The sequence below is a fragment of the Pseudomonas mandelii genome (assembly GCF_900106065.1).
Classification (GTDB): Bacteria; Pseudomonadota; Gammaproteobacteria; order Pseudomonadales; family Pseudomonadaceae; genus Aquipseudomonas; species Aquipseudomonas mandelii.
The window spans coordinates 3,826,314-3,852,999 of the sequence record NZ_LT629796.1; the positions used below are offsets into that span (position 1 = coordinate 3,826,314).

The following is a 26,686-nucleotide window of genomic DNA, read 5'->3' on the forward strand; positions in this document are numbered from 1 at the left end:
TTGATCGCATTCCTTCTGGAGGAACTCGGTCAACTGTGGGAGCGAGCCTGCTCGCGATAGCGTCCTCGAATACGCCAATTATTCCTGAGGTTTAGCAGCCGCCTGCCAAAGAATCTCGGCAACCCCCTGCCGCTTGGCAATCACCCTGGCCACCACAAACAACACATCCGACAGCCGATTGATGTACGCCAAGCCAACCCCGGCCAACGGTTCAATCGCATTCAACTGCTGACACCGCCGCTCCGCGCTGCGCGCCAGGCTTCTGCACACATGGGCCTGGGCAATCAGCGCTGAACCTCCCGGCAGAATGAAATTCTCCAGCGGCCCCAACTCCTCATTCCACAGATCGATCGCCGTTTCCAGTCGTTCGATTTCCGCTGCATTCAACGCCTGATACTCCGGCATCGCCAACTCGCCGCCGAGGTCGAACAACCGATGCTGGCAAGGCGCCAAAACCTCAATCACCTCGTTCAAACCCGGATTCGCAGCACTTTCTGCGGCCAATCCGGCCAGCAGCACGCCCACTTGGCTGTTCAGCGTGTCGACTTCGCCAATCGCCTCGATCCGCGGATGGTCCTTGGGCACGCGGCGACCATCGCCGAGTCCGGTTTCGCCTTTGTCGCCGGTGCGGGTGTAAATCTTCGACAAGCGAAAGCCCATGGGTTACCTCGATAGCTGATTGAGTTCTTGAGAGATGACGGGGGAGCCCGCCAGCGGCAGACGCAAAGTGAAACAGGTGCCTTGGCCTGGCGTCGATTGCACCTCCATCTGCCCCTTGTGGTTATTGGTGATGATGAAATACGAGACCGACAAGCCAAGGCCTGTGCCCTGACCGATTTCCTTGGTGGTGAAGAACGGCTCGAAGGTGCGTTTGCGCACGTTCTCGCTCATGCCGATGCCGTTGTCCTCGACCTGGATTTCGGCCCACGGCGGATTCAGCCGGGTGCGCAGAATGATTCGCCCGGGTTCACTGTCGTCTTCACGTTGGTGAATGGCCTGGGCGGCGTTTTTCAACAAATTGAGCAGCACTTGTTCCAGTTCGTTGGCCGTGCCGGGCACCGGGCCCAGCGCCGGGTCGAACTGACGGATGATCGCCTGGCCCTTGAAGTCGAAACCGATGGCCAGGTCGAAGTCGTTACCGGCGATTTCCACCGCCTGATCGATCAGCGCCGGCAGGTCGCACGGGGCCATTTGCCGGGTGCTGCGGCGGCTGAAGCTGAGCATGTGCGTGACAATTTTCGCGGCCCGGGCGCCAGCCTGTTGAATGCCATCAAGCAACTGCGGTACTTCGCGCAATTGCAGGTATTTGTTGACCGTGTCCAGGGAAATACCGGCTAGCTCAGCCTGTTCGAGGTTCTTCGGCAAGTCAGGTGACAGGCGCCGCCGAATGTTCTGTACGTTGTGCAGGATCGCGCCCAACGGATTGTTGATCTCGTGGGCCATGCCCGCGGCGAGGCCGCCGACCGAGAGCATTTTTTCTGACTGCACCATCATCTCTTCCAGCGACAGACGCTGGGTGATGTCATCGATCCGGATCACCACGCCGCGCCCAGCGCCGCCCATCAGGGGGTAGAAGGTCAGGGCGTAATGCTTGGGTTCATCGTCCTTGAACCAGGTCACGCGCTCGATCTTCGCCACGGTGTGCTGCTCGACGGTTTGCTTGAGCTGCGGCAGAAATGGCTTCAAGGGTTCGAAGGCGAGGAAGATCGGCTGGTTCAAGGCTTCGTCCAGACGCGTGCCGGACAGCGCACTGGCTTCCTGATTCCACTGGGTCACGTAGAGCTGCTCATCAAGGGCGATCAGCGCCGACGGCATGGAGTCGATGATGCTGTTGAGGTAGTTCTGGAAACCGGTAAGTTTTTTCTCGATCTTGCTGCGCACCTGGACTTCGAGTTCCAGCTTGCGATTGGTGTGGCGGGTTTCTTCGGCCAGGCCTTGCGCCTGATCGTAAGCCGCCTGGGAATCGTCCCGGGCCCGTTTGAGCTGCTGCTCCCGGGCTTCGATCCGCGAGAGCATGGTGTTGAAGGCCTCGGCGAGGCTGCCGATTTCGTCGTGGTTGCCACGGGAGGCGCGCAGGGCGTAGTTTTCTTCGCGGGTCACTTGCCGGGACAGCTCTTCGAGCTGATGGATCGGCCGGGTAATCAGGCGCTTGATCTGCCGGGCGATCACCAGCCACAACAGTACACTGAAGATCAGAATGCCGAGACTGGCGGTCAGGGTCCCGGTGTAGAACGCCATTGGCAGTTCACTGCTGGCCACCAACAACAGGTGGCCCGGCGCGGTGCCAGGGCGGGGCAGGGTGATGATCTGATTGCTGCGAAACTCGGTGGCCTGCCAGGCTTCGATATGCCGATAGCGTTCTGGCAGTTGCAGCTTCTCGCCATGTTGCAATTGCGCCAATCGCTCACCCTTGCCGTCATACAGGGCCGCCGCCCGCAGCGGTGAATAGCTGTTGAGTTCGTTGAGCAGGCGTTCCGCGCTTTGCGGCGACTTCAAGGCATCGGCCACCAGGCTCGGGTTGGACACCAGTCGGCCGATGGTCTGCAAGGCCTGGGGCGCCATGCTTTCCTGGGAGATGTAATACGCGGCGCTGATAAAGGTCAGGTTGGCGACCAGCAGGATGGTGATCAACAGCACGAGCAGGGCGGCCAGCAGTTTCTGGCCGACGGGAAGGTTTTCGAGACGCTGGCGCAATGGCATCAGGTTCATCGCTGAAAAGGAACAAGTGGCCAGCGTAGCCGCTGCTCAGTCGCTGGGCAATCCAAGGCTTTGAAGATGGGCAATCAGCCGCTGCTGTAATTGATTGAGGTGGGGCAGGTTCAACTGGTGCCGCGAGGCCACTTTGCAGACATAGCCCAGCAGATAGCTGATTTCGGTTCGGCGCTGGCTTGCGACGTCCTGGTGCATCGAGGAGTAATTGGCCGCGGTGGCATGGATCACCCGTTCGACTTCCTGTTGCAGGTCCTCGGCGGCTGCCGGCTGACCGCAGCGTTCCAGCAAGTCGGTCAGTTCGACGCAAAGGGTGGCGACTTCGCAATGGTGTTCCTGCAAGCCGCCGTTGCGGCAATCGTGCAGCACGGTCAGCGGATTGATCGCACAGTTGAGCGCCAGTTTGCGCCACAGCCTCGTGAGAATGTCGGTGCTCCATTCGTGAGGAATACCGGCGGCAGTCAAGTCGTCCAGCCAGATCGGCGCGACCGGGTGACCGGCATCCCCCAGCCAGGTGTAGCCGTGACCGGCGAACACCACACGCCAGTCGCCATCGCGAAACGCGCCTTCGGTGCTTGAGGCGCATACACAACGCGCTTGGGGAGCCTGCGCGGCGACGGCGTCCTGGCTGCCGAGGCCGTTCTGCAACAGGATCAGTTCGGCATCAGGCGCCAGGCGCGGCGCCAGTTGCGCCACGGCCTTTTCGGCATCGTAGGCTTTGCACGCCACCAGCAGACGGTGGATCGGCTCGTTGCCGTGGGGTGTTTCACCGGGGATGTCATAGGTGCTGGCTTCGCCGTGTTCCACCAGCGTCAGCCCTCCGGCCGCCTGATAAGCCTGCAAGCGTTGCTCATCGCGCAGGATCAACCGGACCGGCACCCCGGCCCGCGCCAGGCGGGTGGCCCACAAGGTGCCGAGGCTGCCGGCGCCCAATACATGCCAGGTGGTGGACATCAGCTTTTTGCTCGGTTTGGCACAGGCATGTGAGGCTCGCAGTATCGGTTGGAAAAGACCCGTTATAATGAGCCCGATTTTAACCGCAAGCCAAGCGCGCGCCATCGCTATCGAGCGCGCCTTTTATTGGAGAGATTACATGCCGTCGTTCGACGTGGTATCCGAACTGGACAAACACGAAGTCACCAACGCGGTCGAGAACGCCGTCAAGGAACTCGATCGCCGTTATGACCTGAAAGGCAAGGGCACCTTTGAATTCAAGGAAAAGGACCTGACCGTCAACCTGACCGCCGAGGCTGACTTCCAGCTCGAGGCGATGATCGAGATCCTCAAGCTGGCCCTGGTCAAGCGCAAGATCGACGTGCAGTGCCTTGAAGTCAAGGATGCCTACGCGTCGGGCAAGCTGATGAAACAGGAAGCCGTCCTCAAGGAGGGCATCGACAAAGAGCTGGCGAAGAAAATCGTCGCTCACGTCAAGGACGCCAAGCTCAAGGTTCAGGCCGCCATTCAGGGCGAGCAAGTGCGCATCACCGGTAAGAAACGTGATGATTTGCAGGAGGCGATTGCAGCTCTGCGCGCCAAGACTTTCGATATGCCGCTGCAGTTCAACAACTTCCGCGACTGACCTAGCAATGCGGGAACCCTGTGGGAGCGAGCCTGCTCGCGAAAGCGGTGGGTCATTTCATTAGTGATGTCGACTGATCTGCCCTCTTCGCGAGCAGGTCGGATCGCCGCACCGTCGCTCCCACCCGGATTGTGCTTAACCCAGGAGAAAGTAGATGGATTTGAATACCGAAGTGGACAACCTGGTCAAGGCATCCCAAGCCTGGATCCCGATGATCATGGAGTACGGCAGCCGCGTGCTACTGGCAGTCATCACGCTGGCAGTCGGATGGTGGTTGATCAGCAAGGTGGCGCAAAAACTTGGCGGCCTGCTGGCGTTGCGTAATGCCGACCTCGCGCTGCAAGGTTTCATCAGCAGCCTGGCGAACATTATTCTCAAGGTTTTGCTGGTAGTCAGCGTGGCATCAATGATCGGCGTGGAAACCACTTCGTTCGTGGCGGCCATTGGTGCGGCGGGTCTGGCCATCGGTCTGGCCTTGCAGGGCAGCCTGGCAAACTTTGCCGGCGGCGTGCTGATTCTGTTGTTCCGTCCATTCCGCATCGGTGACTGGATCGAAGCCCAAGGCGTTGCCGGTACGGTCGACAGTATCCAGATTTTCCACACCGTACTGCGCACTGGCGATAACAAGACCATCATTGTGCCTAACGGCAACTTGTCGAACGGTATCATTACCAATACAAATCGTCAGCCAACCCGCAAAGTTGTATTTGATGTGGGCGTGGACTACGAAGCGGACTTGCAGAAGGCCCGTGAAGTGTTGCTGGATTTGGCCAAAGATGAACGCATCCTGGCAGAACCTGCACCACAAGCCGTTATTTCGACCCTGGGAGACAGTTCGATTACTGTTTCGCTGCGTGTTTGGGTGAAGACCGCGGATTACTGGGATGTGATGTTCATGTTCAATGAACAGTCCCGTGATCGTTTGAAAGCGGCGGGTATCGATATTCCGTTTCCACAGCGGGTTATTCGTGTGGTTCAGGAGACTGTGCCGCAATAACGTCTTCGTTGTCACTTGGAGGTTGTCAGTATTGTACTGTTAGGTTGCTATCGAACTGGCAACAATCAAAAGACGGTATGGAAACCAGGCACAAAAAAACGCTCACCTGATTCAGGTGAGCGTTTTTTTTGTTGCCGTGCTGTGTAGCTGTCGAATTAGCGCTGAATTACAAGATGCTCAGCGGATATTCAATGATCAGACGGGTGTCAACTTTGTCGCTATCGTATGCGGAGTTTGCACGATAGACCGCGTTACGTACGCGGAAAGACAGGTCCTTGGCTGGGCCGCTTTGCAGAACATACTTGGTCTCGAAGTCCCATTCGTGTTCTTTGGACTCAGTGTCACCGGTGGTGATGTTGTCGCCACGGATGTAACGAGTCATGAAGCTCAAGCCAGGAACGCCGTAGCTCTTCATGTTCAGGTCATAGCGAGCCTGCCAGGAGCGCTCGTCTTGACCGTTGAAGTCGGAGTATTGAACGGAGTTGGAGAGGAAGATAGTACCGCCGCCGTCAACGCCATAAACATAACCGGTGTCACCGGTCGAACGCTGGTGAGCCAAGGTGAATTTATGTGCGCCAAGGCTATAGGCCGCTGCGAGGGACCAGATGCGGTTGTCAACGTCACCGCTCAGCTCTTGACCCTGGCTCTTGGAGCGATAGCCGTTGAAGTCGAAGTTCAGGGACTGATCTTCGTTGATCGGCAGGGTGTAGTTGGCGTTGATGTATTGCTTCTTGAAATGGTCGTCAACATCGGAAGCAGCTACGCCGGCAACAAAATTGTCGGTGAACTGGTAGGTTGCACCGGCAATATCTGCGGCTTTCAGACCAAGGCTATCGCGCCCCATTTGGTTCTGCGCCCGCATCGCGGTGAAATGACCAGCACTCAATTCAAGGCCTTTGATTTCTTTGCTGGTGATCAAAGTACCGGTAGCAACTTCTGGCAGCAAACGGCTGTCGTCAGTAGAGAAGACAGGGCTGGCAACGTATTGGTTACCGTATTTCAGAACAGTGTCGGACAAGCGGAATTTAACTGCGCCGCCAGCGTTGGATTGGGTGTCTTCTGGCGTGCCATCACTGTCCTTGCCGAACATGCCGTTACCGGTGCGGCCTGGACCGCTGTCCAGTTTGATCATGCCATTGGCCAAGGCGTCTAAACCGAAACCAACAGTACCTTGGGTGAAGCCCGACTCATAAACAGCTTGGACGCCCAGGCCGGTTTCTTCGCGGTAGCCTGTGATACGTTGTTTATTTGCGGTGCTTTGGTTGTTGGAGGCACCGTTCTTGAAATCGCGGTTCATGTACAGCATGCGACTTTTGACATTCAGGCTCTGATCTTCAAAAAAGCCCTTGGATTCCTCTTGAGAAGACGCCATTGCGAACTGCGAGGTACTAGCCGAAACAGCCAGTGCGATCATGCTCCACTTCATCACGCGCATCGTGATTTGCTCCTTTGGTTTTTAGAAGAGTACTGCCGTCCCACCTGTTTTATTATCTGGGCGGCTCTTTCTTTTTGTGTCGGCGCAAACTTATATCACGCCGACCATGTTGGCGATACTTGCGTATCTAACCTTTCAGCTTCTTTACGACCCTGTCGCAAACAGCTTGGTAGATGTCGCAAATTTACTGCCTCGACGCAAGCGGATTGGCAACTTTAACGTTGTTTTCCAAGGCTTGTGCATCGCTAAAAAGAGTCCCTGGTGAAACGTTTGAATCTCCATTGGGCAACCCTGCCGCTATTTTTATTGGCCTTGAGGCTTCCACTTCCAGCGGAGGCTTCCAAAGCTATGTGGGTGTGAATGCAACAAGCGTGCACAAACCAGAATTCTGTAGCTGTTTTTTTCTGGAAACCTGCCTGTCGCTATAAAAACCTCATGAAACCGGGGGCTTCAAGCGTGTTTTTTGTACGCTTGACGCCGTGCATTGCATGGTGTTGCACCACTGAAACGGAAAGCGTGACAACGAAAAATGTTACCGGTTCACCCCTCGTTGAGTAATTCTCGGATGCTGACGCACTCAGCGTAGACGCACTGTGCGGTTTTGGTGCAAAAAATCTTAATCACTGTGCTGATTTCAAACAGTGCGGTAACGGACTCATCTGGAACTTTTCATTGGTTATCAGTCATTTCAGCATTTTTGGCGTGGTCTGCGGTTCTGTAATGGTGCGCCGTGAGCAAAAAAGGCCCATTTAGGGGCGCTCGTGCGGCGTGAAGGCAGTGGCGTTCACGGGTATGCTGGCGTCCTGTCGCTTGGTGCGCAGCCTGTCAGGATGGGCGCTAAGCTGAAAATGATGACCTGGCGGGAGTGCGCGCGGTGTTCGCTTTAGATCCACGACTTCAACAAGACACGCTACCGATTGGCGATTTCCCGCTTTGCCGGTTGCTGTTATCCAATGATTCGAACTACCCCTGGTTCATCCTGGTGCCACGCCGTGAAGATATCAGTGAGATATTTCAGTTAGGTGTCGCAGATCAACAGCAGCTGTGGCAGGAAACGACCGCGCTGGCGGAACTGCTCAAGGATTCGTTCGACGCCGACAAGCTGAATGTCGCGGCGCTGGGTAATGTCGTCAGTCAGTTGCACATGCATGTCATTGTGCGCAAGCGTGAGGACGCCGCCTGGCCAGCCCCGGTCTGGGGCAAACACCCGGCCGTGCCTTACAGCGCAGCGCAAATTGCGGCCATTCGCGAGCGCCTGCGTCTGCTGTTAACCGAACATTTCACGTTTCTGGAGGGTTGAATCATGAGCCTGGAAGATCGCGTTACCGATCTGGAGAGCCAACTGGCGTTTCAGGATGACACCATCCAGTCATTGAGTGATGTGCTGGCAACGCAGCAGCGCGCCGTTGAACGCCTGCAATTGCAGATGGCTGCATTGCTCAAGCGCCAGGAAGAAATGGCCGGGCAGTTCGAAACCTTCGAAGAAGAAGCACCTCCGCCTCATTATTGAAACCGCAGGCAATAAAAAACCGCGAACAGCTCAGCTGCTCGCGGTTTTTTTTAGCCTTGAATCAGCGACGCGGCAATGCAGCGATCACATCTTCGGCTTGCAGCCCTTTGTCACGATTCATGACAGAGAACTCCACGCGCTGGCCTTCAACCAGAACACGGTGACCTTCGCCACGAATGGCCCGGAAATGCACGAAAATATCATCGCCGGAATCACGGGAAATAAAGCCGAAGCCTTTGGAGGTGTTGAACCACTTGACGGTGCCGGTATCGCGGTTGCTCATGTCGTAGCTTGGCGAGGCGGCGGCCGGCGAGGATTTGTAGAAGCTGATAGCCAGGTGCAGGAGAACGGCGATCAGTGCAGCCACCAGGCTGAACAGGACGGCAGGTTGACCGGCGATGACAGGCATCGGCGCGAGCAACGTCAGGGTTTGCAGGACGACGGCCAGGACCAGCAGGGCGCTGACCAAGTTTTGCAGTTGGTGACGAGGACCTTTGTTCCAGTAAGGGATAACCGGAGCGAGGGTCAGGTTAAGCAGGCCGAAAAAGGCCAGGTACAGCGCAGCGGGTTGTTGCAGGTAAGGAGCAGCTTCGGGTTGCAGGCTAGGGATGAAGGACAGCAGCAAAGCTGCTGCGCCCATTAGCAGGTGGACGATTTTCAACATTTTGATTAACTCACGTTAAGACGGATCACAAGGAAGAGCTGATGGAGCACGGTTCGCTTCAGAACAATAAGAGGCGTTGGACACGTACCCGGTACCAGCCTATGCGCAGCCCCCGAAAAATAGGCGGTCGCGACACACGGTCTATTTAACAGCAAAGCCTGCAGCTACTCAAATCAGGCAGTCCAGCGGTGCTTCGCGGGGCGATTTGTCGCAGGTTATTGTGCAATCCCGGGCGGCGAGGGGGTGGCAGGCTTGCTAGAGTGGTCCTGCACCTGTTGGATGAACTCATCACCTTTAGGGGAAAAACATGGCAATCGATATCGGTATCAGTGAAGAGGACCGCAAGTCCATCGTTGACGGGCTTTCGCGTCTGCTGTCGGACACTTATGTGCTGTATTTGAAAACTCATAACTTTCATTGGAACGTCACCGGTCCCATGTTTCGGACCCTGCACCTGATGTTCGAGGAGCAATACAACGAGTTGGCCCTGGCCGTCGATTCGATTGCCGAGCGCATTCGCGCCCTCGGGTTTCCTGCCCCCGGCGCCTATTCGATTTATGAGCGGCTGTCTTCTATTAAAGAAGAAGCCGGTGTGCCGAGCGCTGAAGACATGATCAAGCAGCTTGTCGATGGGCAAGAGGCGGTCACCCGTACCGCCCGCGGAATCTTTCCGCTGCTGGAAAAAGTCAGCGACGAGCCGACGGCTGACCTGCTGACCCAGCGCATGCAAGTCCACGAAAAAACCGCATGGATGCTGCGGTCTCTGCTGGATCAGTAATATCGTCACTACGCGAATGACGCCCGTCGGGTGTTATTCGCGGTCTTTTGCCTTCTTCAAATCGCTTTTAAGCTCGTTAAAAATCGTCTGGCGGCGTAGGAAAATAGCCGGCCTAGGACGCTCTCCATGATCGCCCTTCAGTTGTTGGCTTATCCTACGTCGATGGTCATAAAGTCATCTGGATATACCTTTGCGCCTGCGCTTTTATAGGGCCACGGAGAGTGCTCTTACAGAAGGCAAGGATGACAAAGGAGTGTCAACGATATGGATTACGAAGACAGGCGAAGCGAGGGGAGGGTCAGTCCGGTCAAGGAGATAAGGATTGATCCATTTGTCAGCGAATTTGATATGGGGCTGGCCCGGCCCTTATCCCGGTCGGTGCGGTTGAACGGCTTTGCCACCTGCTTGCGGCTTGAGCAGGTGTACTGGGATATTCTGGGCGATATGGCCAAGGTCAATTGTTGTACGGTCAGTGCGCTGCTGTCCCATGTGGATCGCGAAGTGCACTTGCGTCATGGCGGGGTCAAGAACTTTACCGGGCTGGTGCGGGTTGTCTGCGTCGTGCACAGCCTGAAAGAAGGGGGCAGCGTCGCAATGCCCTAGCCACGCAGGTGATCGGACAGAGTGTCAGTCTGTGCAGTCTTACGGCTGCACAGGCTGCATTTAATGGATATAATCCCGCTCTTTGCCGCAAAACCCAGCGTGTGCGGTAGCAATCTGATCGCCGAGACAACCCCCATGCCGATGTACGACTATCAATGTGCTTCCTGTGGTCATCAGTTGGAAGCCATTCAAAAGATCAGCGCAGCACCGCTGGTCGACTGCCCTGCCTGCCAGGCGCCAGAGCTTAAAAAGATGCTGTCCATGCCGGGCTTCCGCCTGAGCGGCACCGGCTGGTACGAAACCGATTTCAAGACCGGTTCCAAGAAGAATCTGGCCGGCGGCGACAAAGCTGACTAAGGTCTGGAACCTGAGTTGAACGACACGCGCGAGCTCTTGCAACACCTGCAAGGCCTCCAACCGAATTTCGATTACGAGAAGTGAAACCACTACCATGATGCGCAGCCATTATTGCGGCCAACTGAACGAAGCCCTGGAAGGCCAGGAAATTACCCTTTGCGGATGGGTGCACCGTCGCCGTGACCACGGTGGGGTGATTTTCCTCGATATTCGTGATCGTGATGGTCTGGCCCAGGTGGTGTTCGACCCGGACCGCGCCGAGAGCTTCGCCGCCGCCGATCGCGTGCGCAGCGAATACGTCGTGAAGATCACCGGCAAGGTTCGCCTGCGTCCGGCAGGTGCCACCAACGCCAACATGGCGTCGGGCATGATCGAAGTGCTGGGCTATGAACTGGAAGTGCTGAACGAGTCGGAAACCCCGCCGTTCCCGCTGAACGAGTTCTCCGACGTCGGTGAAGAAACCCGCCTGCGCTATCGCTTCCTCGACCTGCGTCGCCCGGAAATGCTCGAGAAGCTGCGTCTGCGTTCGCGCATGACCACCAGCATCCGTCGCTTCCTCGACGAAAACGGCTTCCTCGACGTCGAGACGCCGATCCTGACCCGTGCCACGCCAGAAGGCGCTCGCGACTACCTGGTGCCGAGCCGTACCCACGCCGGTAGCTTCTTCGCCTTGCCGCAATCGCCGCAGCTGTTCAAACAACTGTTGATGGTCGCCGGCTTCGACCGTTACTACCAGATTGCCAAGTGCTTCCGCGACGAAGACCTGCGCGCCGACCGTCAGCCGGAATTCACCCAGATCGACATCGAGACCAGCTTCCTCGATGAAAAAGAGATCATGGCCATCACCGAACAAATGATCCGCAACCTGTTCAAGGAAGTGCTGGACCTGGAGTTCGGCGACTTCCCGCACATGACCTTCGAAGAAGCCATGCGTCGTTACGGTTCCGACAAACCTGACCTGCGCAACCCGCTGGAACTGGTTGACGTTGAAGACCAGCTGAAAGACGTCGACTTCAAGGTGTTCAGCGGCCCGGCCAACGACCCGAAATGCCGTATTGCCGCCCTGCGCGTTCCAGGCGCTGCGAGCATGCCGCGCAAGCAGATCGACGACTACACCAAGTTCGTCGGCATCTACGGTGCCAAGGGCCTGGCGTACATCAAGGTCAACGAGCGCGCCAAAGGTGTTGAAGGCCTGCAGTCGCCAATCGTCAAGAACATCCCTGAAGCCAACCTCAACGTGATCCTCGATCGTGTTGGCGCGGTCGATGGCGACATCGTGTTCTTCGGCGCCGACAAAGCCAAGATCGTCAGCGAAGCCCTGGGCGCGCTGCGGATCAAGGTCGGCAACGACCTGGACCTGCTGACCTGCAAGTGGGCGCCGATGTGGGTTGTCGACTTCCCGATGTTCGAAGAGAACGACGACGGCAGCTTCACCGCCTTGCACCACCCGTTCACCGCGCCGAAGTGCACCCCGGAAGAACTGGAAGCCAACCCGGCGATCGCTCTGTCCCGTGCCTACGACATGGTTCTGAACGGCACCGAGCTGGGTGGCGGTTCGATCCGTATCCACCGCAAGGAAATGCAGCAGACCGTGTTCCGCCTGTTGGGTATCAATGAAGCGGAACAGGAAGAGAAGTTCGGCTTCCTGCTCGACGCCCTGAAATACGGCGCGCCGCCGCACGGTGGCCTGGCTTTCGGCCTGGACCGTCTGGTCATGCTGATGACCGGCGCCCAGTCGATTCGTGAAGTGATCGCTTTCCCGAAAACCCAGAGCGCGGCTGACGTCATGACTCAGGCACCGGGTGCTGTAGATGCCAAGGCATTGCGCGAACTGCACATTCGTCTGCGCGAAACACCAAAGGCTGAGTAAAGCTGACCGCAAAGGCGCATCCTTCCGGGATGCGCCTTTTCTTTAGGTCGAGATTTTTTGTTGCTGGCCGACACAACGTGCGCGGCGGGCGATGTTTCAAAGAGAAATTCGGAGCGAGATATGGCGGGTCATTCCAAGTGGGCGAACATCAAGCACCGCAAAGAACGTCAGGATGCCAAGAAGGGCAAGATTTTCACCAAGTGGATTCGTGAGCTGACCGTTGCGGCCCGTCAGGGCGGCGGTGATCCGGGTTCCAACCCGCGCCTGCGCCTGGCGCTGGACAAGGCGCTTGGTGCGAACATGAGCCGCGACATCATTGATCGCGCAGTCGCCCGCGGTGCCGGTGCAGCCGATACCGACGACATGGTCGAACTGACCTACGAAGGCTACGGCCCGGGTGGCGTGGCGGTGATGGTCGAGTGCATGACCGATAACCGTAACCGCACCGCAGCTGCTGTTCGCCATGCGTTCAGCAAGTGCGGTGGCAACCTGGGGACCGACGGTTCGGTGGCTTATCTGTTTGAGCGCAAGGGGCAGATTTCCTTCGCGCCAGGTGTCGATGAAGACGCGCTGATGGAAGCGGCCATGGAAGCTGACGCCGATGACGTGGTCACCCATGAAGACGGTTCGATTGACGTGTTCACCTCGTTCGCCGGCTTCTACTCCGTGCGTAACGCGCTGGAAGCGGCAGGTTTCAAAGGTGATGATGCGGAAATCGTGATGCTGCCGACCACCAGCGCTGAACTGGACCTGGAAGGCGCCGAGAAGGTGCTCAAGCTGATCGACATGCTTGAAGACCTGGATGACGTGCAGAACGTCTACTCCAACGCGGATATTCCAGAGTCGGTGGCCGCACAGCTGGGTTGATTGATCTGCAATACTCTTGAAGCCGGAAGTGCAGGCGGTGATGTTTCACCGCCAGGCATGTCCGGCTTCTGCCTTTACGCCGAGCAAGCAATTGCCGGCAGGCATCATTTTTGAGCTGCAGGCGTTATGACTTTAATTCTTGGTATCGACCCCGGTTCGCGCATCACCGGTTATGGCGTGGTACGCGATACCGGGCGTGGTTGCGTGTATGTGGCGTCGGGCTGCATTCGCACCGGGTCCGGCGAACTGCATGAGCGTCTGCAAATCGTTTATCGCGGTGTGCGTGAAGTCATCCAGACCTACGGCCCGGTGACCATGGGCATCGAAAAAGTCTTTATGGCGCGCAATGCCGACTCTGCCCTCAAGCTTGGTCAGGCCCGGGGCGCCGCGATCGTGGCGGGTGCCGAAGAAAGCCTGGAAATCGCTGAGTACACCGCAACCCAGGTCAAGCAAGCAGTGACCGGCACCGGTGCCGCCAATAAAGAGCAAGTGCAGATGATGGTCATGCACATGCTGAAATTGACCAGCAAGCCGCAAATCGATGCTTCGGATGCCCTGGCCATTGCCATTTGCCACGCGCATACCCGTTCCAGCCTGTTGCCCCATGGCCTGGGAACGGCACGCAGTCGTGGCGGGCGCCTGCGTCTCTGATAGCATCAGCAATCATTTTTAGCGAATGAGGGTTTTGCGCCTGTGTTGTCGGCGCAAACCCCTTGTTCTGTCAGTCGCCAGTCATTGATCTGGCCAACGCTCAAGGATCTGAAACGTGATTGGACGCTTGCGCGGCACACTGGCTGAGAAACAGCCGCCGCACCTGATTCTGGATGTAAACGGTCTGGGGTATGAGCTGGAAGTGCCCATGACCACGCTCTATCGCTTGCCGTCGGTCGGTGAACCGCTGACCTTGCACACCCATTTGGTCGTACGTGAAGACGCGCAGTTACTCTATGGCTTCTTCGGCAAGCGTGAGCGAGACTTTTTTCGCGAGTTGATCCGTCTCAATGGTGTGGGGCCGAAATTGGCCCTGGCATTGATGTCGAGCCTGGAAGTGGATGAGCTGGTGCGTTGCGTGCAATCCCAGGACACCTCGGCGCTGACCAAGGTGCCGGGCGTGGGCAAAAAGACGGCCGAGCGTTTACTGGTGGAACTCAAGGACCGCTTCAAGGCTTGGGAAACCGTGCCGGCGATGTTCGCCCTGGTGCCGAACCAGCCGGGCGGGCCTGATGTGGCGCCGGTTGCCACCGCCGAAAATGACGCGGTCAGCGCGCTGATATCCCTGGGCTACAAGCCGCAGGAAGCCAGCAAGGCGATTTCCGCGATCAAGGAGAAAGGTTTGAGCAGTGAAGACATGATTCGTCGTGCCCTGAAGGGAATGATCTAAGTGATTGAAGCTGATCGTCTGATTGCCGCCACGCCCGGCCCTCGCGACCGCGAGGAAGTCCAGGACCGGGCGATTCGCCCCGTCAGCCTGGCCGAGTACATTGGCCAGCCGACCGTTCGCGAGCAAATGGAGTTGTTCATCCAGGCCGCACGCGGGCGTAACGAATCCCTGGACCACACGCTGATTTTCGGCCCGCCGGGTCTGGGTAAAACCACCCTGGCCAACATCATCGCTCAGGAAATGGGCGTGTCGATCAAGAGCACTTCGGGCCCGGTGCTTGAGCGCCCGGGTGATCTGGCGGCGCTGTTGACCAACCTTGAGCCCCACGACGTGCTGTTTATCGATGAAATCCATCGGCTCTCGCCGATCGTCGAGGAAGTGCTGTACCCGGCCATGGAAGATTTCCAGCTCGACATCATGATTGGTGAAGGGCCGGCTGCGCGCTCGATCAAACTGGATCTGCCGCCGTTCACCCTGGTGGGGGCGACGACGCGGGCCGGCATGCTGACCAACCCGTTACGCGACCGCTTTGGCATCGTCCAGCGCCTGGAGTTCTACAACACCGCCGACCTGGCGACGATTGTCAGTCGTTCGGCGAACATCCTCGGCTTGCCGCTGGACCCGGAGGGCGCCTTTGAGATCGCCCGTCGTGCCCGTGGCACGCCGCGGATCGCCAACCGTTTGTTGCGCAGGGTTCGGGATTTCGCCGAAGTGCGTGCCAAGGGCCACATCACCAAACCGATCGCCGACTTGGCCTTGAACCTGCTGGACGTCGACGAGCGTGGCTTCGATCACCAGGACCGGCGCCTGCTGTTGACCATGATCGAGAAGTTCGACGGTGGGCCGGTGGGTGTGGACAGTTTGGCCGCGGCGATCAGCGAAGAGCGTCACACCATTGAAGACGTGCTGGAGCCATATTTGATCCAGCAGGGCTACATCATGCGCACGCCGCGGGGGCGAGTGGTCACTCGGCACGCGTATCTGCACTTCGGTTTAAACATTCCGTCACGATTGGGCGAGATGCCCGTTGTAGACGAGTTCCTCGATGCGGTAGACGATTAATCACCTTTCGGGCCGATTTATTCGGGATTTGCGCGGTCCTAGGACCGTGCTTTTGCCAGAAAGCCGCGAATCAATGAAAAACAGTTGCCTGGCCGGATTGGCAACCTGAGGAGTAAGCACTAGAGTATGCGCGCGCAAAACGGGCTTGAGCCTTTCGCACTTCGTTGTCGCGTTTATTACGAGGACACCGATGCGGGCGGCATCGTGTATTACGTCAATTACCTCAAGTTTATGGAACGGGCTCGAACCGAGCGGCTCCGGGATCTGGGCTTTGCCCAGTCCCAGCTGGCAGGAGAGGACCTGTTGTTTGTCGTGCATTCCAGCGAAGCGCGTTATCACGCGCCGGCGCGACTGGACGACGAACTTCTGGTAAGCGCTGAAGTAATCGAATTGAACCGTGTCAGCCTGCGCTTCAAACAGCAGGTCAGGCGAGCCACGGATAATGCGCTGCTCTGCGAAGGGCAGTTTCTGGTGGCCTGTGTGCGCACTGAAAGTTTAAAACCCCGGGCCATTCCCGAAGCTCTACGTGCGGCCTTTGCCGACGTGAGCGGCGCGGGTACACACTCAAAGCAGGAGATAAAGCGTGGAAGCTAACGTCGTCGACCATTCCTCCATGTGGAGCCTGGTCAGCAATGCCAGTATCGTGGTGCAACTGGTAATGCTGATCCTGGTAGCCGCATCGGTGACCTCATGGATCATGATCTTTCAGCGCAGCAACCTGCTGCGCGCCGGTCGACGTGCCCTGGAGAGCTTTGAAGAGCGCTTCTGGTCCGGCATCGACCTGTCCAAACTCTACCGTCAGGCCGGTAGCAACCCGGACCCGGATTCGGGCGTCGAGCAGATCTTCCGTGCCGGTTTCAAGGAATTCTCCCGTCTGCGTCAGCAGCCAGGCGTTGACCCGGAAGCGGTCATGGAAGGCGTGGCCCGTGCCATGCGCGTCGCCATTTCCCGCGAAGAAGAAAAGCTCGAACAGAGCCTGCCGTTCCTCGCTACCGTCGGTTCCGTCAGCCCGTACATCGGTCTGTTCGGTACGGTCTGGGGGATCATGAACTCCTTCCGTGGTCTGGCCACTGCCCAGCAAGCGACCCTGGCCACCGTGGCTCCGGGTATCGCCGAAGCACTGATTGCTACCGCGATCGGCCTGTTCGCAGCCATCCCGGCCGTTATCGCTTACAACCGTTTCGCTGCTCGCAGTGAAACCCTGCTGGGCCGTTACTACACCTTCGCCGATGAATTCCAGGCGATCCTGCACCGCAAAGTGCACACCAGCGAAGAATAAGCAGGTAATTTCCAATGGCTTTAATCGCTCGAGCTCGCAAAAAGCGCAAGCCGGTTGCCGAGATGAACGTGGTGCCTTACATCGACGTGATGCTGGTGCTGCTGGTCATCTTCATGGTGACCGCTCCGATGCTCAATCAGGGCGTGAAAGTTGATCTGCCCAAGGTTTCCAGCGAAGCCTTGCCGCAGGACAACAACACCCAGGTCCTGACCATTTCGATCAAGGCTGACAAGACCTACTACTGGAACCTTGGCAGCGAAGTCGACACTGAAAAGCAACAGGACAAGGCCATGACCTTGCCGCAGATGACTGACGCGGTGACCAAGATCATTCGCGCCGGTACTGAAGGCGGCAAGCGCACCCAGGTGTTCATCCGCGGTGACAAGACCGTCGATTACGGTTCCGTGATGGGCGCCATGGGCGGGTTGCAGAAAGCCGGGGTCGGTAATGTTGGCTTGATTACCGAGGCACCCTGATGCAGCAAATGCGAGAGCCGTCCGCCTCGGAAAGCTACTTCTGGCCTAGTGTCCTGGCGATTGTCTTGCACGTGCTGGTGTTCGGCATGCTGTTCGTCAGTTTCGCCTTCACACCGGAGTTGCCGCCGGCCAAGCCGATTGTCCAGGCGACCTTGTACCAACTGAAATCGAAAAGTCAGGCGACCACCCAGACCAATCAGAAGATTGCGGGTGAGGCGAAGAAATCCGCCGCGCGTCAGACCGAAGTCGAACAGATGGAACAGAAAAAGATCGAACAGGAAGCGATCAAGGCCGCGGAACAAAAGAAGGAAGATGCGGCTCAAAAAGCCGAAGAATCCAAGAAGGCCGACGAGACCAAGAAAGCGGAAGAGGCAAAAAAGGCTGATGAAGCCAAGAAAGCCGATGAAGCGAAGAAGACCGCCGAAGCCAAAAAGGCCGAAGAGAAACAATTGGCTGATATAGCCAAGAAGAAATCTGAAGAAGAAGCCAAGAAAGCGGCTGAAGAAGAGGCCAAGAACGCGGCCGCTGAAGAAGCCAAGAAAAAGATTGTCGAAGACGCGAAGAAGAAAGCCGCGGAAGACGCCAAGAAGAAATCCGAAGCTGAAGAGGCGAAGAAGAAAGTCGCCGAAGACGCGAAGAAGAAAGCTGCTGCCGATGCTGCGAAGAAAAAATCGCAGGAAGCGGCGCGTAAATCCGTCGATGAGAAAAAAGCTCAGGCCCTGGCCGATCTGCTTTCCGACACGACGGAGCGTCAGCAGGCCTTGGCGGATGAAACGGGTGATGAAGTCGCGGGTAACTTCGACGATTTGATTCGCTCGCGTGCTTCCGAAGGTTGGGCGCAGCCACCGTCGGCCCGCAAGGGCATGAAAGTGATTCTGCAAATCAACATGCTGCCTGATGGAACAATCTCCGGCGTATCGGTTGCCAAGTCCAGCGGTGATGTACCGTTCGACAGTTCAGCGGTAGCGGCGGTAAAAAATATTGGTCGATTGACCGAAATGCAGGGTCTGAAGCCAGCTGATTTCGCACCCTATCGTTCATTCAAGATGACATTCACACCTGAGGATCTAGCCTTGTGAGAAACCTTCTTCGAGGACTGCTTGTCGTCATGTTCTGCTTTGCAGGACTGGCCACAGCAGATGAAAAAAATATCCTGGTCAGCAGTGGTAGCTCCCAGGCAACTCCAATTGCCGTAGTGCCATTCGGTTTCCAGGGCGGCACCGTGCTGCCGGATGACATGGCCGAAATCATCGGCAACGACCTGCGCAACTCGGGTTACTACGCGCCGATTCCAAAGCAGAACATGATCAGCCAGCCGAGCCAGGCCAGCGAAATCATTTTCCGTGACTGGAAGGCGATCAACGCTCAGTACATTATGGTCGGCAGCATCGTTCCAGCGGGCGGTCGCCTGCAGGTTCAATACGCTCTGTTCAACGTCGCCACCGAACAGCAAGTGCTGACCGGCAGCGTGTCGGGCAGCGTCGATCAACTGCGTGACATGGCGCACTACATCGCCGATCAGTCGTTCGAAAAACTCACCGGTATCAAAGGTGCGTTCTCGACACGCCTGCTGTACGTGACGGCCGAACGTTTCTCCGAGAAGAACACGCGCTACACGCTGCAACGCTCGGACTATGACGGTGCCCGCGCCGTGACTCTGCTGCAATCGCGCGAGCCGATCCTGTCGCCGCGTTTCGCACCGGACGGCAAGCGCATCGCTTACGTTTCGTTCGAGCAGAAGCGTCCGCGTATCTTCATGCAGAACATCGACACCGGTCGCCGTGAGCAGATCACCAACTTCGAAGGCCTCAATGGCGCGCCTGCCTGGTCGCCGGATGGCAATCGCCTGGCATTCGTACTCTCGAAAGACGGTAACCCGGACATCTACGTGATGAACCTGGGCTCGCGTCAGATCTCTCGCGTCACCAATGGTCCCGGCATCAACACCGAACCGTTCTGGGGCAAGGATGGTTCGACCATCTACTTCACCTCCGACCGTGGCGGCAAGCCACAGATCTACAAAACCAGCGTCGGTGGTGGCGGTGCGGAACGCGTGACCTTTATTGGTAACTACAACGCCAACCCTAAACTTTCGGCTGATGAAAAGACCCTGGTGATGATTCACCGCCAGGATGGCTTCACTAATTTCAAGGTGGCGGCCCAGGATTTGCAGCGCGGTAGTGTAAAGATCCTCACTGATAGCACTCTGGACGAGTCGCCTACTGTTGCGCCCAACGGCACCATGGTAATCTACGCCACCCGCCAGCAGGGCCGGGGAGTCTTGATGCTCGTGTCCATTAATGGACGCGTAAGGCTCCCGCTTCCTACCGCACAAGGCGAAGTCAGAGAACCTTCCTGGTCCCCTTACCTGAACTGACGCGGCGCTACACGTTTTACTTAACACACTGGGGTTCATTAGGAGTTTCACGATGGAAATGCTGAAGTTTGGTAAATTTGCTGCGCTGGCTCTGGCCATGGCTGTAGCTGTAGGTTGCTCGTCCAAAGGCGGCGACAATGCCGGTGAAGGCGCTGTTGATCCAAACGCTGGTTACGGCGCAAACACTGGTGCCGTTGATGGCTCCCTGAGCGAAGAAGCTGCTCTGCGCGCAATCACTACCTTCTACTTCGAATACGACAGCTCGGACCTGAAGCCAGAAGCCATGCGCGCTCTGGACGTTCACGCCAAAGACCTGAAAGCAAACGGCGCTCGCGTTGTTCTGGAAGGCAACACCGACGAACGTGGTACTCGTGAGTACAACATGGCACTGGGCGAGCGTCGTGCGAAAGCCGTTCAGCGTTACCTGGTACTGCAAGGTGTTTCCCCAGCTCAGCTGGAACTGGTTTCCTACGGCGAAGAGCGTCCAGTTGCTACCGGCAACGACGAGCAGTCCTGGGCTCAAAACCGTCGCGTCGAACTGCGTAAGTAATTCGTCATGCGAACGTGCCGTCGTGCTGTAACTGTTTTGGCTCTCAGCCTCGCACCGCTTGCGGTGTGGGCTGCGGTTCCTGTGGTCGATAACGACTCCGGCTATAACAATAGCGGGAGTAGCAATCCGCCTGCGGGTTACGGTACGAACGGCGCCTATGCCGGGGGAGGGGTTTCGACCCCTGTCTCGGCACAGGGCGAGCTGTTCAACCAATTGCAATCCATGCAGGAGCAGATTTCACGCCAACAGGGTGTGATCGAAGTTCTGCAGAATGATGTAGCGCGCATGAAGCAAGAGAGCCTGGAGCGATATCAGGATCTTGATCGGCGCATAGGAACCGGCGTTGCACCAGCCGCGACTCCTGATAATTCTTCCACCGGTGGCAGTTTGAATGCCCCCGGTGCAGCCGCTGGCGCGGGTGCAGGAGCGGCCGCAGGAGCGGCCGCCGCTCAAGCACCTGCTGCGGGTAGCGAACCGGCTGATCCGGCGAAGGAAAAACTGTATTACGATGCAGCCTTCGACCTGATCAAAGCCAAGGACTTCGACAAGGCCAGTCAGGCTTTTGCCGCATTCCTGCGCAAGTACCCGAACAGCCAGTACGCGGGCAATGCCCAATACTGGTTGGGCGAAGTCAATTTGGCCAAAGGCGATCTGCAAGGTGCAGGTCAGGCATTTGCCAAGGTTTCGCAGCTATACCCCAAGCACCCCAAAGTGCCTGATTCGCTGTACAAGCTGGCTGATGTAGAACGCCGCCTCGGTCACACCGACAAGGTCAAAGGCATTCTGCAACAGGTTGTGTCCCAGTATCCGGGCACTTCCGCTGCGCAGCTGGCCCAGCGTGATCTGCAAAAAATGTAAGGGCTGCTTGACCCGTTTTGAAGAAACCCGCGCCTGTCGCGGGTTTTTTCGTTAGAATTCACGCCCTTTTTCTGAAACACGCTTTTTGGGATCTGCGCGTTGGCGGGGTTCCTTGAAGTGCCTGACGGAGGCGGACAGCCTGTTTAGCTGTTATGCCCGTGGCGACTATGCAAGACACATTGAGAATCACCGAAGTTTTCTACTCGTTGCAGGGTGAAACGCGGACTGCCGGGCTGCCCACAGTTTTTGTGCGCCTGACCGGTTGCCCATTGCGTTGCCAATACTGTGACAGCGCCTACGCGTTCACCGGCGGCACCATTCGCCCCCTCGACGACATCCTCGAGCAAGTGGCCGGTTTCCGTCCGCGTTACGTCTGTGTCACCGGTGGCGAGCCGCTGGCGCAACCCAATGCCATCCCATTGCTCAAGCAGTTGTGTGACGCCGGTTACGAAGTGTCGCTGGAGACCAGCGGCGCGCTCGACATCTCGGCGGTCGATCCACGGGTCAGTCGGGTCGTCGACCTGAAAACCCCGGGTTCGAAAGAAGCACACCGCAACCGCTACGAAAACATCGAACTGCTCACGCCCAACGACCAGGTGAAGTTCGTCATCTGCTCGCGGGAAGACTACGACTGGGCGGTGTCCAAGCTGATTCAGTACGGCCTGGACACGCGTGCGGGCGAAGTGCTGTTTTCGCCAAGCCACCATGACCTGAATGCGCGGGATCTGGCTGACTGGGTGGTGGCGGACAACTTGCCAGTGCGTCTGCAATTGCAGCTGCATAAATATCTTTGGAATGACGAGCCGGGGCGCTGAGATGACTGAACAACTGAACACTGCTGAAAAACGTGCGGTCATCCTGCTGTCCGGCGGTCTCGACTCCGCGACGGTCGTGGCCATGGCCCGTGCTGAAGGCTACAGCTGCTACACCATGAGCTTCGACTACGGTCAGCGGTCACAAGCAGAGTTGTACGCCGCAGAACGAGTCGCCCGCGACCTGGGCGTGGTCGAGCACAAGGTGATCGGCCTCAATTTGAACGGTATGGGCGGCTCGGCACTGACCGACAGCAGCATCGACATTCCTGAAGAGCTGGGGGAAGGCATTCCAGTCACTTATGTGCCGGCGCGCAACACGGTGTTTCTGTCTCTGGCGCTGGGTTGGGCTGAAGTGCTCGGCGCGCGCGACATCTTCATCGGCGTGAACGCGGTGGATTACTCCGGTTACCCGGATTGCCGTCCCGAGTTCATCGAGTCCTTCGAGCGCATGGCCAATCTGGCGACAAAGGCCGGTGTAGAGGGCAATGGCTTCCGCATCCAGGCGCCACTGCAGAACCTCAGCAAGGCACAGATCGTCCAGGCAGGCGTGAAGCTGGGGGTCGATTATGGGCTGACCGTTTCCTGCTATCAGGCGGACGATAATGGTCGTGCGTGCGGCAAATGCGACAGCTGCCGACTGCGTGCAGAAGGCTTTGCAGCGGCCGGCGTGAGCGACCCAACACCTTATTTTTGATTTATTTCAAATTAGGTGTTGAATAGTCCTTAAAAATCAGTATTATACGCGCCACCACACAGCGGGTCGTTAGCTCAGTTGGTAGAGCAGTTGGCTTTTAACCAATTGGTCGTAGGTTCGAATCCCACACGACCCACCATTTTTGTAGCAGTTTTAAAAGTCTGGAAGGCCCACGCAAGTGAGGATTTCCGGATTTTTTTTTGTCCGCGATTTGACCTCGGCTCAACGCGGGGTTGCACCGCGTGACGCAGGTCAGAATCATCTTTTGCATCCACGGGATATTCTGTAGCCTTGCGCAGCCTCACCGATGTCCGTGCCTGATGATACTCACTCTCCCGGCGGTACCCTGAAGGGTCCGGAGCCGGGTGTATACTCGACTTTCGCGCGAAAGCGCCTGCAGGTCTTGCGAACATGACGCAAATTTCCGAACGCCTTCTGGTTCAAGCCCACCTCGACGCCAAGCAGCCCAAGCCGCTGACCGTTGAAGAGGAAGCTTTTTACCGTGCCGCCATCGCTGCCGAGCTCAAGGCTCAGGACGCGGTGCTGGTTGCTCACTTCTATTGCGATCCGGTGATTCAGGCCCTGGCCGAAGAAACCGGTGGTTGCGTCTCCGACTCACTGGAGATGGCGCGCTTCGGCAGTGCTCACCCGGCCAAGACTGTGCTGGTCGCCGGTGTGAAGTTCATGGGCGAAACCGCGAAAATCCTCAATCCTGAAAAACGCATTCTCATGCCAACCCTGGAAGCGACCTGCTCGCTGGACCTGGGTTGCCCGGTGGATGAGTTTTCGGCGTTCTGCGATCAGCATCCGGAACGCACGGTGGTGGTGTATGCCAACACCTCGGCGGCGGTCAAAGCCCGGGCGGATTGGGTGGTAACGTCCAGCTGCGCGCTGGAGATTGTCGAAAGCCTGATGGATAACGGCGAAACTATCATCTGGGGCCCGGACAAGCATCTGGGCACTTATATCCAGCGCCAGACCGGTGCGGACATGCTGCTGTGGGACGGTGCCTGCATCGTTCACGAAGAGTTCAAGTCCAAGCAGCTCGAAGACATGAAGGCGCTGTACCCGGACGCGGCGATTCTGGTGCACCCGGAGTCGCCGACCTCGGTGATCGAGCTGGCGGACGCCGTTGGTTCCACCAGTCAGTTGATTGCGGCGGCACAGAGCCTGCCGAACAAGACCCTGATCGTCGCCACCGATCGCGGCATCTTCTACAAGATGCAGCAGCTGTGCCCGGACAAGGTCTTCATCGAAGCCCCAACGGCTGGTAACGGCGCAGCGTGCCGCAGTTGCGCACATTGCCCGTGGATGGCGATGAACACCCTTGAGCGCACGCTGAAGTGCTTGAAGGAGGGGACGAACGAGATCTTTGTGGATCCGGCGTTGATTCCGCAGGCGATTCGGCCGTTGAAGCGGATGCTCGACTTCACCCAGGCTGCTCGGATGAAACTGGCCGGTAACGCTTAAGTACTCGCAAAAACTGTGGGATAAAAACTGTGGGAGCGAGCCTGCTCGCGATGGCGGTCCGTCAGTCACATGTATGTTGACTGAAGCACCGCCATCGCGAGCAGGCTCGCTTGTATGTTTAGACTTGAAGGGGTGGGTGGGACTAAAGCTCGTCATCTGACTCTAACCAGTACAGACCGTGGGAGACTTCGTCCCACCCCTTCACCTAATGCGCCGATAAGGAATGCATCGGCTCGGACCGACGATAGAAACAAGCCAGCGCAACGGTGAACCCCGTCAAGTATCTAAACCCTAGCTCGGAGGGTGTGCCATGACAATCCTGGATTCGCAGGTGGTCGTCGGTGTGGATGTGGCGAAGGACGAGATCGTTATCTATCGATCCGACCTGGAAAAGACCCTAAATATCGCGAACAAGCGATCAACCTTGAAGCAATGGCTCAAGACGCTGCCAGCGCACAGCGCACAGCGCTATCGCGCTAGAAGCGACCAATATCTATCACCTTGATACAACGGAAATGGCCCATGAAATGGGCCATGACGTTTACGTCATCGATGGCAGTCGCCTCAACAAATACCGCGATGGAATAGGCATGAAGGCGAAAACAGATACGTTGGATGCCGAACTGCTGGCCCGTTACTTGAGCCGCGAATCCGACAGATTGAGGATCTGGAATCCGCCACCGAAGGCTTACACACAAATGAAAAGCCTGCTTCGCCGTCGGGCTCAGTTGGTCCGGGCCTGTGTTGCACTCAAGCAGAGCTGGAAAAACGAATCCTTGCTGAAAGAGCACTTCAACCAGCTTCTGGCCGCCATTGCCCAGTTTGAAAAGATGATTCAGAAAACGCTCAAGGAAATTGCTGAGGAAGGTGGGATTGATGATCAGGTGAAGCGTTGCCAGGCCATCGAGGGCGTAGGGCTCCTGACGGCCACCGCAGCGGCCACTGCTTTTATGCGTGGGGAATTTGCCAACAGCGACGAGTACGTCGCCTTCCTCGGCATGGATCCGCGTGTGAGGCAGTCAGGACAAAAGGATCAAAAGCGCCGACTCTCTAAACGAGGGGACTCGGAGTTCCGGCGCTTGTTTCACAATAGCGCTATGGCTGCCAGCCGTTCGCCGACCTGGAAGCCGTACTACGAACGCTATCTGGCCAGAGGTCTAAAAGGCACTCAGGCCTTGGTTATCCTGGCACGCAAGCTGGCCAGAGTGATGTTTGCCCTGATGAAAAACCAAACCGAATACAAGCCAAATTCTATGTTTGGGTGTTCCCCCCAAACATAGAATCTCCCACAATGGTTTTTGCTTCCCGCAGCTACTTGGTCTTCTTCGGAATGCGCACGAGCTGCGTGTTCGAGTACATGTCATGCCAGCTGCGTTTCTGTTTATCGAACAGCGACCAGAAGAACCCAAGGCCAACGCACAACAGCGACGCGATCGACACGACAAACCGCAGCAGCGCCTGCCACAGGCTGATGGACGAACCATCCGCGTTCTGCACGCGAATGCACCACACCTGCATACCCAGCGTCTGACCGGACCAGGTCCAGAACTTGGCAAAAAAACCAAACAACACAAACAGCAACACCGTCGATAGCAGCGGATCACCGTCCAGCGCGCCGGATTCGGTCAATGTGCGCATTTTGTCTTCGCCGATGATCGCCATCTGGATCATCTTGTAAATGCCGCTGGTGACGATCAGCAGGGCGGTGCACAAGAGGAAGTCATAGAACATCGCTGCCAGGCGACGGCCCAGGGTGGCGGCGGGAAAGTCGCCCTGGGGGTTGAGCAGGTGTTTCGACATGGCAGCCTCTGGACGGAAAAAAAAGCCATTTTACGGGTTTACGCGCACAAAAAAGCCCCTGATGTCAGCATCAGGGGCTTTTTCGTTACAGAAGATTAGGCTTCTGCTTGTACTTCGTCAGCCTGCATGCCTTTCTGGCCTTGCACAGCAACGAAAGTCACTTTCTGGCCTTCTTTCAGGCTTTTGAAGCCGTTGCCCTGAATAGCGCGGAAATGCACGAACAGATCCGGACCGCTTTCTGGAGTGATAAAACCAAAACCTTTCTCGTCGTTAAACCACTTGACGGTACCGCTCTGACGTTGGGACATTTCTTATTTCCTTTGACGCAAAAATTAATGACAGTCTCCTTCTCATGAAAGAGTACTGGGGCTGGTTGCAGGAGAGTAAGAAGACGTCGAACGGGATGTAGCTAACTTGTAGGCTACTGCCCAGGTCACGATTCCAAGCGACCCATGCAAACACAGTGAACAAACTCTACGCCAACTACGTGAGAAAAAACAAGCCCTGTGAGAGCCCCGGTTTTGCTCAGGTTGATGGCAATAGCGTGTCCACTAG

General features: G+C 57.2%; 29 protein-coding genes, 1 tRNA gene and 1 pseudogene. 24 read left to right on the forward strand and 7 right to left on the reverse strand.

Translation table 11 applies throughout. The features are described from left to right. Positions 1 to 78: 78 nt before the first annotated feature. Genes BLU63_RS17640 through BLU63_RS17650 form a run of 3 tightly spaced genes read right to left on the reverse strand, consistent with a single transcriptional unit; the run spans position 79 to position 3,663 of the window. The gene (locus BLU63_RS17640) at positions 79 to 660 is read right to left on the reverse strand and encodes a cob(I)yrinic acid a,c-diamide adenosyltransferase (RefSeq protein WP_010457512.1); all 582 of its coding nucleotides are present in this window, start codon (positions 658 to 660) and stop codon (positions 79 to 81) included. 3 nt (positions 661 to 663) lie between these two features. Continuing rightward, entirely contained in the window at positions 664 to 2,700 is a 2,037-nt protein-coding gene (locus BLU63_RS17645) for a sensor histidine kinase (RefSeq protein WP_042933026.1), read from the reverse strand. Between the two features lie 45 nt (positions 2,701 to 2,745). Further along, positions 2,746 to 3,663, reverse strand: coding sequence for a putative 2-dehydropantoate 2-reductase (locus BLU63_RS17650; protein ID WP_010457507.1), 918 nt, complete (start codon positions 3,661 to 3,663; stop codon positions 2,746 to 2,748). A 139-nt stretch (positions 3,664 to 3,802) separates the two neighbouring features. On the opposite strand from BLU63_RS17650, the gene BLU63_RS17655 reads away from it, so the two are divergent. Continuing rightward, complete coding sequence (locus BLU63_RS17655) at positions 3,803 to 4,288, forward strand: YajQ family cyclic di-GMP-binding protein (protein WP_007906601.1); 486 nt, start codon at positions 3,803 to 3,805, stop codon at positions 4,286 to 4,288. A 154-nt stretch (positions 4,289 to 4,442) separates the two neighbouring features. After that, complete coding sequence (locus tag BLU63_RS17660; RefSeq protein WP_010457503.1) at positions 4,443 to 5,285, forward strand: mechanosensitive ion channel family protein; 843 nt, start codon at positions 4,443 to 4,445, stop codon at positions 5,283 to 5,285. 166 nt (positions 5,286 to 5,451) lie between these two features. On the opposite strand, the gene BLU63_RS17665 is transcribed toward BLU63_RS17660, so the two are convergent. Next, a complete protein-coding gene (locus BLU63_RS17665) occupies positions 5,452 to 6,720 on the reverse strand; it encodes an OprD family porin (RefSeq protein WP_010457501.1) in 1,269 nt (422 codons plus the stop codon). Between the two features lie 874 nt (positions 6,721 to 7,594). On the opposite strand from BLU63_RS17665, the gene BLU63_RS17670 reads away from it, so the two are divergent. Together BLU63_RS17670 and BLU63_RS17675 are read left to right on the forward strand one after the other, a co-directional pair. Beyond that, entirely contained in the window at positions 7,595 to 8,020 is a 426-nt protein-coding gene (locus BLU63_RS17670; RefSeq protein WP_042933027.1) for an HIT domain-containing protein, read from the forward strand. A 3-nt stretch (positions 8,021 to 8,023) separates the two neighbouring features. Further along, positions 8,024 to 8,230: a SlyX family protein gene (locus BLU63_RS17675; protein WP_010457497.1), complete on the forward strand. Its 207-nt coding sequence runs from the start codon at positions 8,024 to 8,026 to the stop codon at positions 8,228 to 8,230. Between the two features lie 61 nt (positions 8,231 to 8,291). On the opposite strand, the gene BLU63_RS33545 is transcribed toward BLU63_RS17675, so the two are convergent. Then, the gene (locus tag BLU63_RS33545; protein ID WP_010457494.1) at positions 8,292 to 8,894 is read right to left on the reverse strand and encodes a cold-shock protein; all 603 of its coding nucleotides are present in this window, start codon (positions 8,892 to 8,894) and stop codon (positions 8,292 to 8,294) included. A 307-nt stretch (positions 8,895 to 9,201) separates the two neighbouring features. Here BLU63_RS33545 and BLU63_RS17685 point away from each other — a divergent pair, with 307 nt between their 5' ends. The 20 genes and pseudogenes from BLU63_RS17685 (at position 9,202) to BLU63_RS17785 (ending at position 25,611) form a co-directional block, all read left to right on the forward strand. After that, positions 9,202 to 9,672: a Dps family protein gene (locus tag BLU63_RS17685; protein ID WP_010457493.1), complete on the forward strand. Its 471-nt coding sequence runs from the start codon at positions 9,202 to 9,204 to the stop codon at positions 9,670 to 9,672. A 264-nt stretch (positions 9,673 to 9,936) separates the two neighbouring features. Next, a complete protein-coding gene (locus BLU63_RS17690) occupies positions 9,937 to 10,275 on the forward strand; it encodes a ribbon-helix-helix domain-containing protein (protein ID WP_010457491.1) in 339 nt (112 codons plus the stop codon). Between the two features lie 135 nt (positions 10,276 to 10,410). Next, positions 10,411 to 10,632 (forward strand): FmdB family zinc ribbon protein, encoded by a 222-nt coding sequence (locus BLU63_RS17695; RefSeq protein WP_010457489.1) that lies wholly within the window; start codon positions 10,411 to 10,413, stop codon positions 10,630 to 10,632. 94 nt (positions 10,633 to 10,726) lie between these two features. Beyond that, the gene (gene aspS, locus BLU63_RS17700; RefSeq protein ID WP_042932630.1) at positions 10,727 to 12,502 is read left to right on the forward strand and encodes an aspartate--tRNA ligase; all 1,776 of its coding nucleotides are present in this window, start codon (positions 10,727 to 10,729) and stop codon (positions 12,500 to 12,502) included. 120 nt (positions 12,503 to 12,622) lie between these two features. Next, complete coding sequence (locus BLU63_RS17705) at positions 12,623 to 13,369, forward strand: YebC/PmpR family DNA-binding transcriptional regulator (protein ID WP_008072427.1); 747 nt, start codon at positions 12,623 to 12,625, stop codon at positions 13,367 to 13,369. Between the two features lie 126 nt (positions 13,370 to 13,495). Then, the gene (ruvC, locus tag BLU63_RS17710; protein WP_008147379.1) at positions 13,496 to 14,020 is read left to right on the forward strand and encodes a crossover junction endodeoxyribonuclease RuvC; all 525 of its coding nucleotides are present in this window, start codon (positions 13,496 to 13,498) and stop codon (positions 14,018 to 14,020) included. Positions 14,021 to 14,135: 115 nt separating this feature from the next. Then, positions 14,136 to 14,750: a Holliday junction branch migration protein RuvA gene (gene ruvA, locus BLU63_RS17715; RefSeq protein WP_077748709.1), complete on the forward strand. Its 615-nt coding sequence runs from the start codon at positions 14,136 to 14,138 to the stop codon at positions 14,748 to 14,750. Then, positions 14,751 to 15,812 (forward strand): Holliday junction branch migration DNA helicase RuvB, encoded by a 1,062-nt coding sequence (gene ruvB, locus BLU63_RS17720; protein WP_008147374.1) that lies wholly within the window; start codon positions 14,751 to 14,753, stop codon positions 15,810 to 15,812. Between the two features lie 126 nt (positions 15,813 to 15,938). Next, the gene (gene ybgC, locus BLU63_RS17725; RefSeq protein ID WP_010457477.1) at positions 15,939 to 16,406 is read left to right on the forward strand and encodes a tol-pal system-associated acyl-CoA thioesterase; all 468 of its coding nucleotides are present in this window, start codon (positions 15,939 to 15,941) and stop codon (positions 16,404 to 16,406) included. After that, a complete protein-coding gene (tolQ, locus tag BLU63_RS17730) occupies positions 16,396 to 17,091 on the forward strand; it encodes a protein TolQ (protein ID WP_008147369.1) in 696 nt (231 codons plus the stop codon). Before ybgC ends, tolQ begins: the two co-directional genes overlap by 11 nt. Positions 17,092 to 17,114: 23 nt before the next feature. Beyond that, positions 17,115 to 17,567, forward strand: a complete 453-nt coding sequence (tolR, locus tag BLU63_RS17735; protein WP_161807482.1) for a protein TolR — start codon at positions 17,115 to 17,117, stop codon at positions 17,565 to 17,567. After that, on the forward strand, positions 17,567 to 18,646 hold the full coding sequence (tolA, locus tag BLU63_RS17740; RefSeq protein ID WP_083375884.1) for a cell envelope integrity protein TolA: 1,080 nt from the start codon (positions 17,567 to 17,569) through the stop codon (positions 18,644 to 18,646). The genes tolR and tolA overlap by 1 nt, the downstream gene beginning before the upstream one ends. 29 nt (positions 18,647 to 18,675) lie before the next feature. Further along, entirely contained in the window at positions 18,676 to 19,944 is a 1,269-nt protein-coding gene (tolB, locus tag BLU63_RS17745) for a Tol-Pal system beta propeller repeat protein TolB (protein WP_187699818.1), read from the forward strand. A 52-nt stretch (positions 19,945 to 19,996) separates the two neighbouring features. After that, positions 19,997 to 20,494 carry a peptidoglycan-associated lipoprotein Pal gene (pal, locus tag BLU63_RS17750; RefSeq protein WP_003178634.1) on the forward strand — a complete coding sequence of 166 codons (498 nt, stop codon included), beginning with the start codon at positions 19,997 to 19,999 and terminating at the stop codon, positions 20,492 to 20,494. 6 nt (positions 20,495 to 20,500) lie between these two features. After that, entirely contained in the window at positions 20,501 to 21,352 is an 852-nt protein-coding gene (ybgF, locus tag BLU63_RS17755; protein WP_010457448.1) for a tol-pal system protein YbgF, read from the forward strand. Positions 21,353 to 21,519: 167 nt separating this feature from the next. Beyond that, on the forward strand, positions 21,520 to 22,167 hold the full coding sequence (gene queE / locus BLU63_RS17760) for a 7-carboxy-7-deazaguanine synthase QueE (RefSeq protein WP_077748728.1): 648 nt from the start codon (positions 21,520 to 21,522) through the stop codon (positions 22,165 to 22,167). Position 22,168: 1 nt separating this feature from the next. Further along, positions 22,169 to 22,861 carry a 7-cyano-7-deazaguanine synthase QueC gene (gene queC, locus BLU63_RS17765; RefSeq protein ID WP_010457444.1) on the forward strand — a complete coding sequence of 231 codons (693 nt, stop codon included), beginning with the start codon at positions 22,169 to 22,171 and terminating at the stop codon, positions 22,859 to 22,861. Between the two features lie 63 nt (positions 22,862 to 22,924). Next, positions 22,925 to 23,000 (forward strand) — tRNA-Lys (locus BLU63_RS17770). Between the two features lie 272 nt (positions 23,001 to 23,272). Then, on the forward strand, positions 23,273 to 24,331 hold the full coding sequence (nadA, locus tag BLU63_RS17775; RefSeq protein WP_077748706.1) for a quinolinate synthase NadA: 1,059 nt from the start codon (positions 23,273 to 23,275) through the stop codon (positions 24,329 to 24,331). Between the two features lie 310 nt (positions 24,332 to 24,641). Beyond that, positions 24,642 to 25,611, forward strand: a pseudogene (locus BLU63_RS17785) (IS110 family transposase). A gap of 31 nt (positions 25,612 to 25,642) precedes the next feature. Here BLU63_RS17785 and BLU63_RS17790 read toward each other — a convergent pair. Next, the gene (locus BLU63_RS17790) at positions 25,643 to 26,131 is read right to left on the reverse strand and encodes an RDD family protein (protein WP_010457440.1); all 489 of its coding nucleotides are present in this window, start codon (positions 26,129 to 26,131) and stop codon (positions 25,643 to 25,645) included. Positions 26,132 to 26,226: 95 nt separating this feature from the next. After that, positions 26,227 to 26,439, reverse strand: a complete 213-nt coding sequence (locus BLU63_RS17795; protein ID WP_003175786.1) for a cold-shock protein — start codon at positions 26,437 to 26,439, stop codon at positions 26,227 to 26,229. Positions 26,440 to 26,686: the final 247 nt, after the last annotated feature.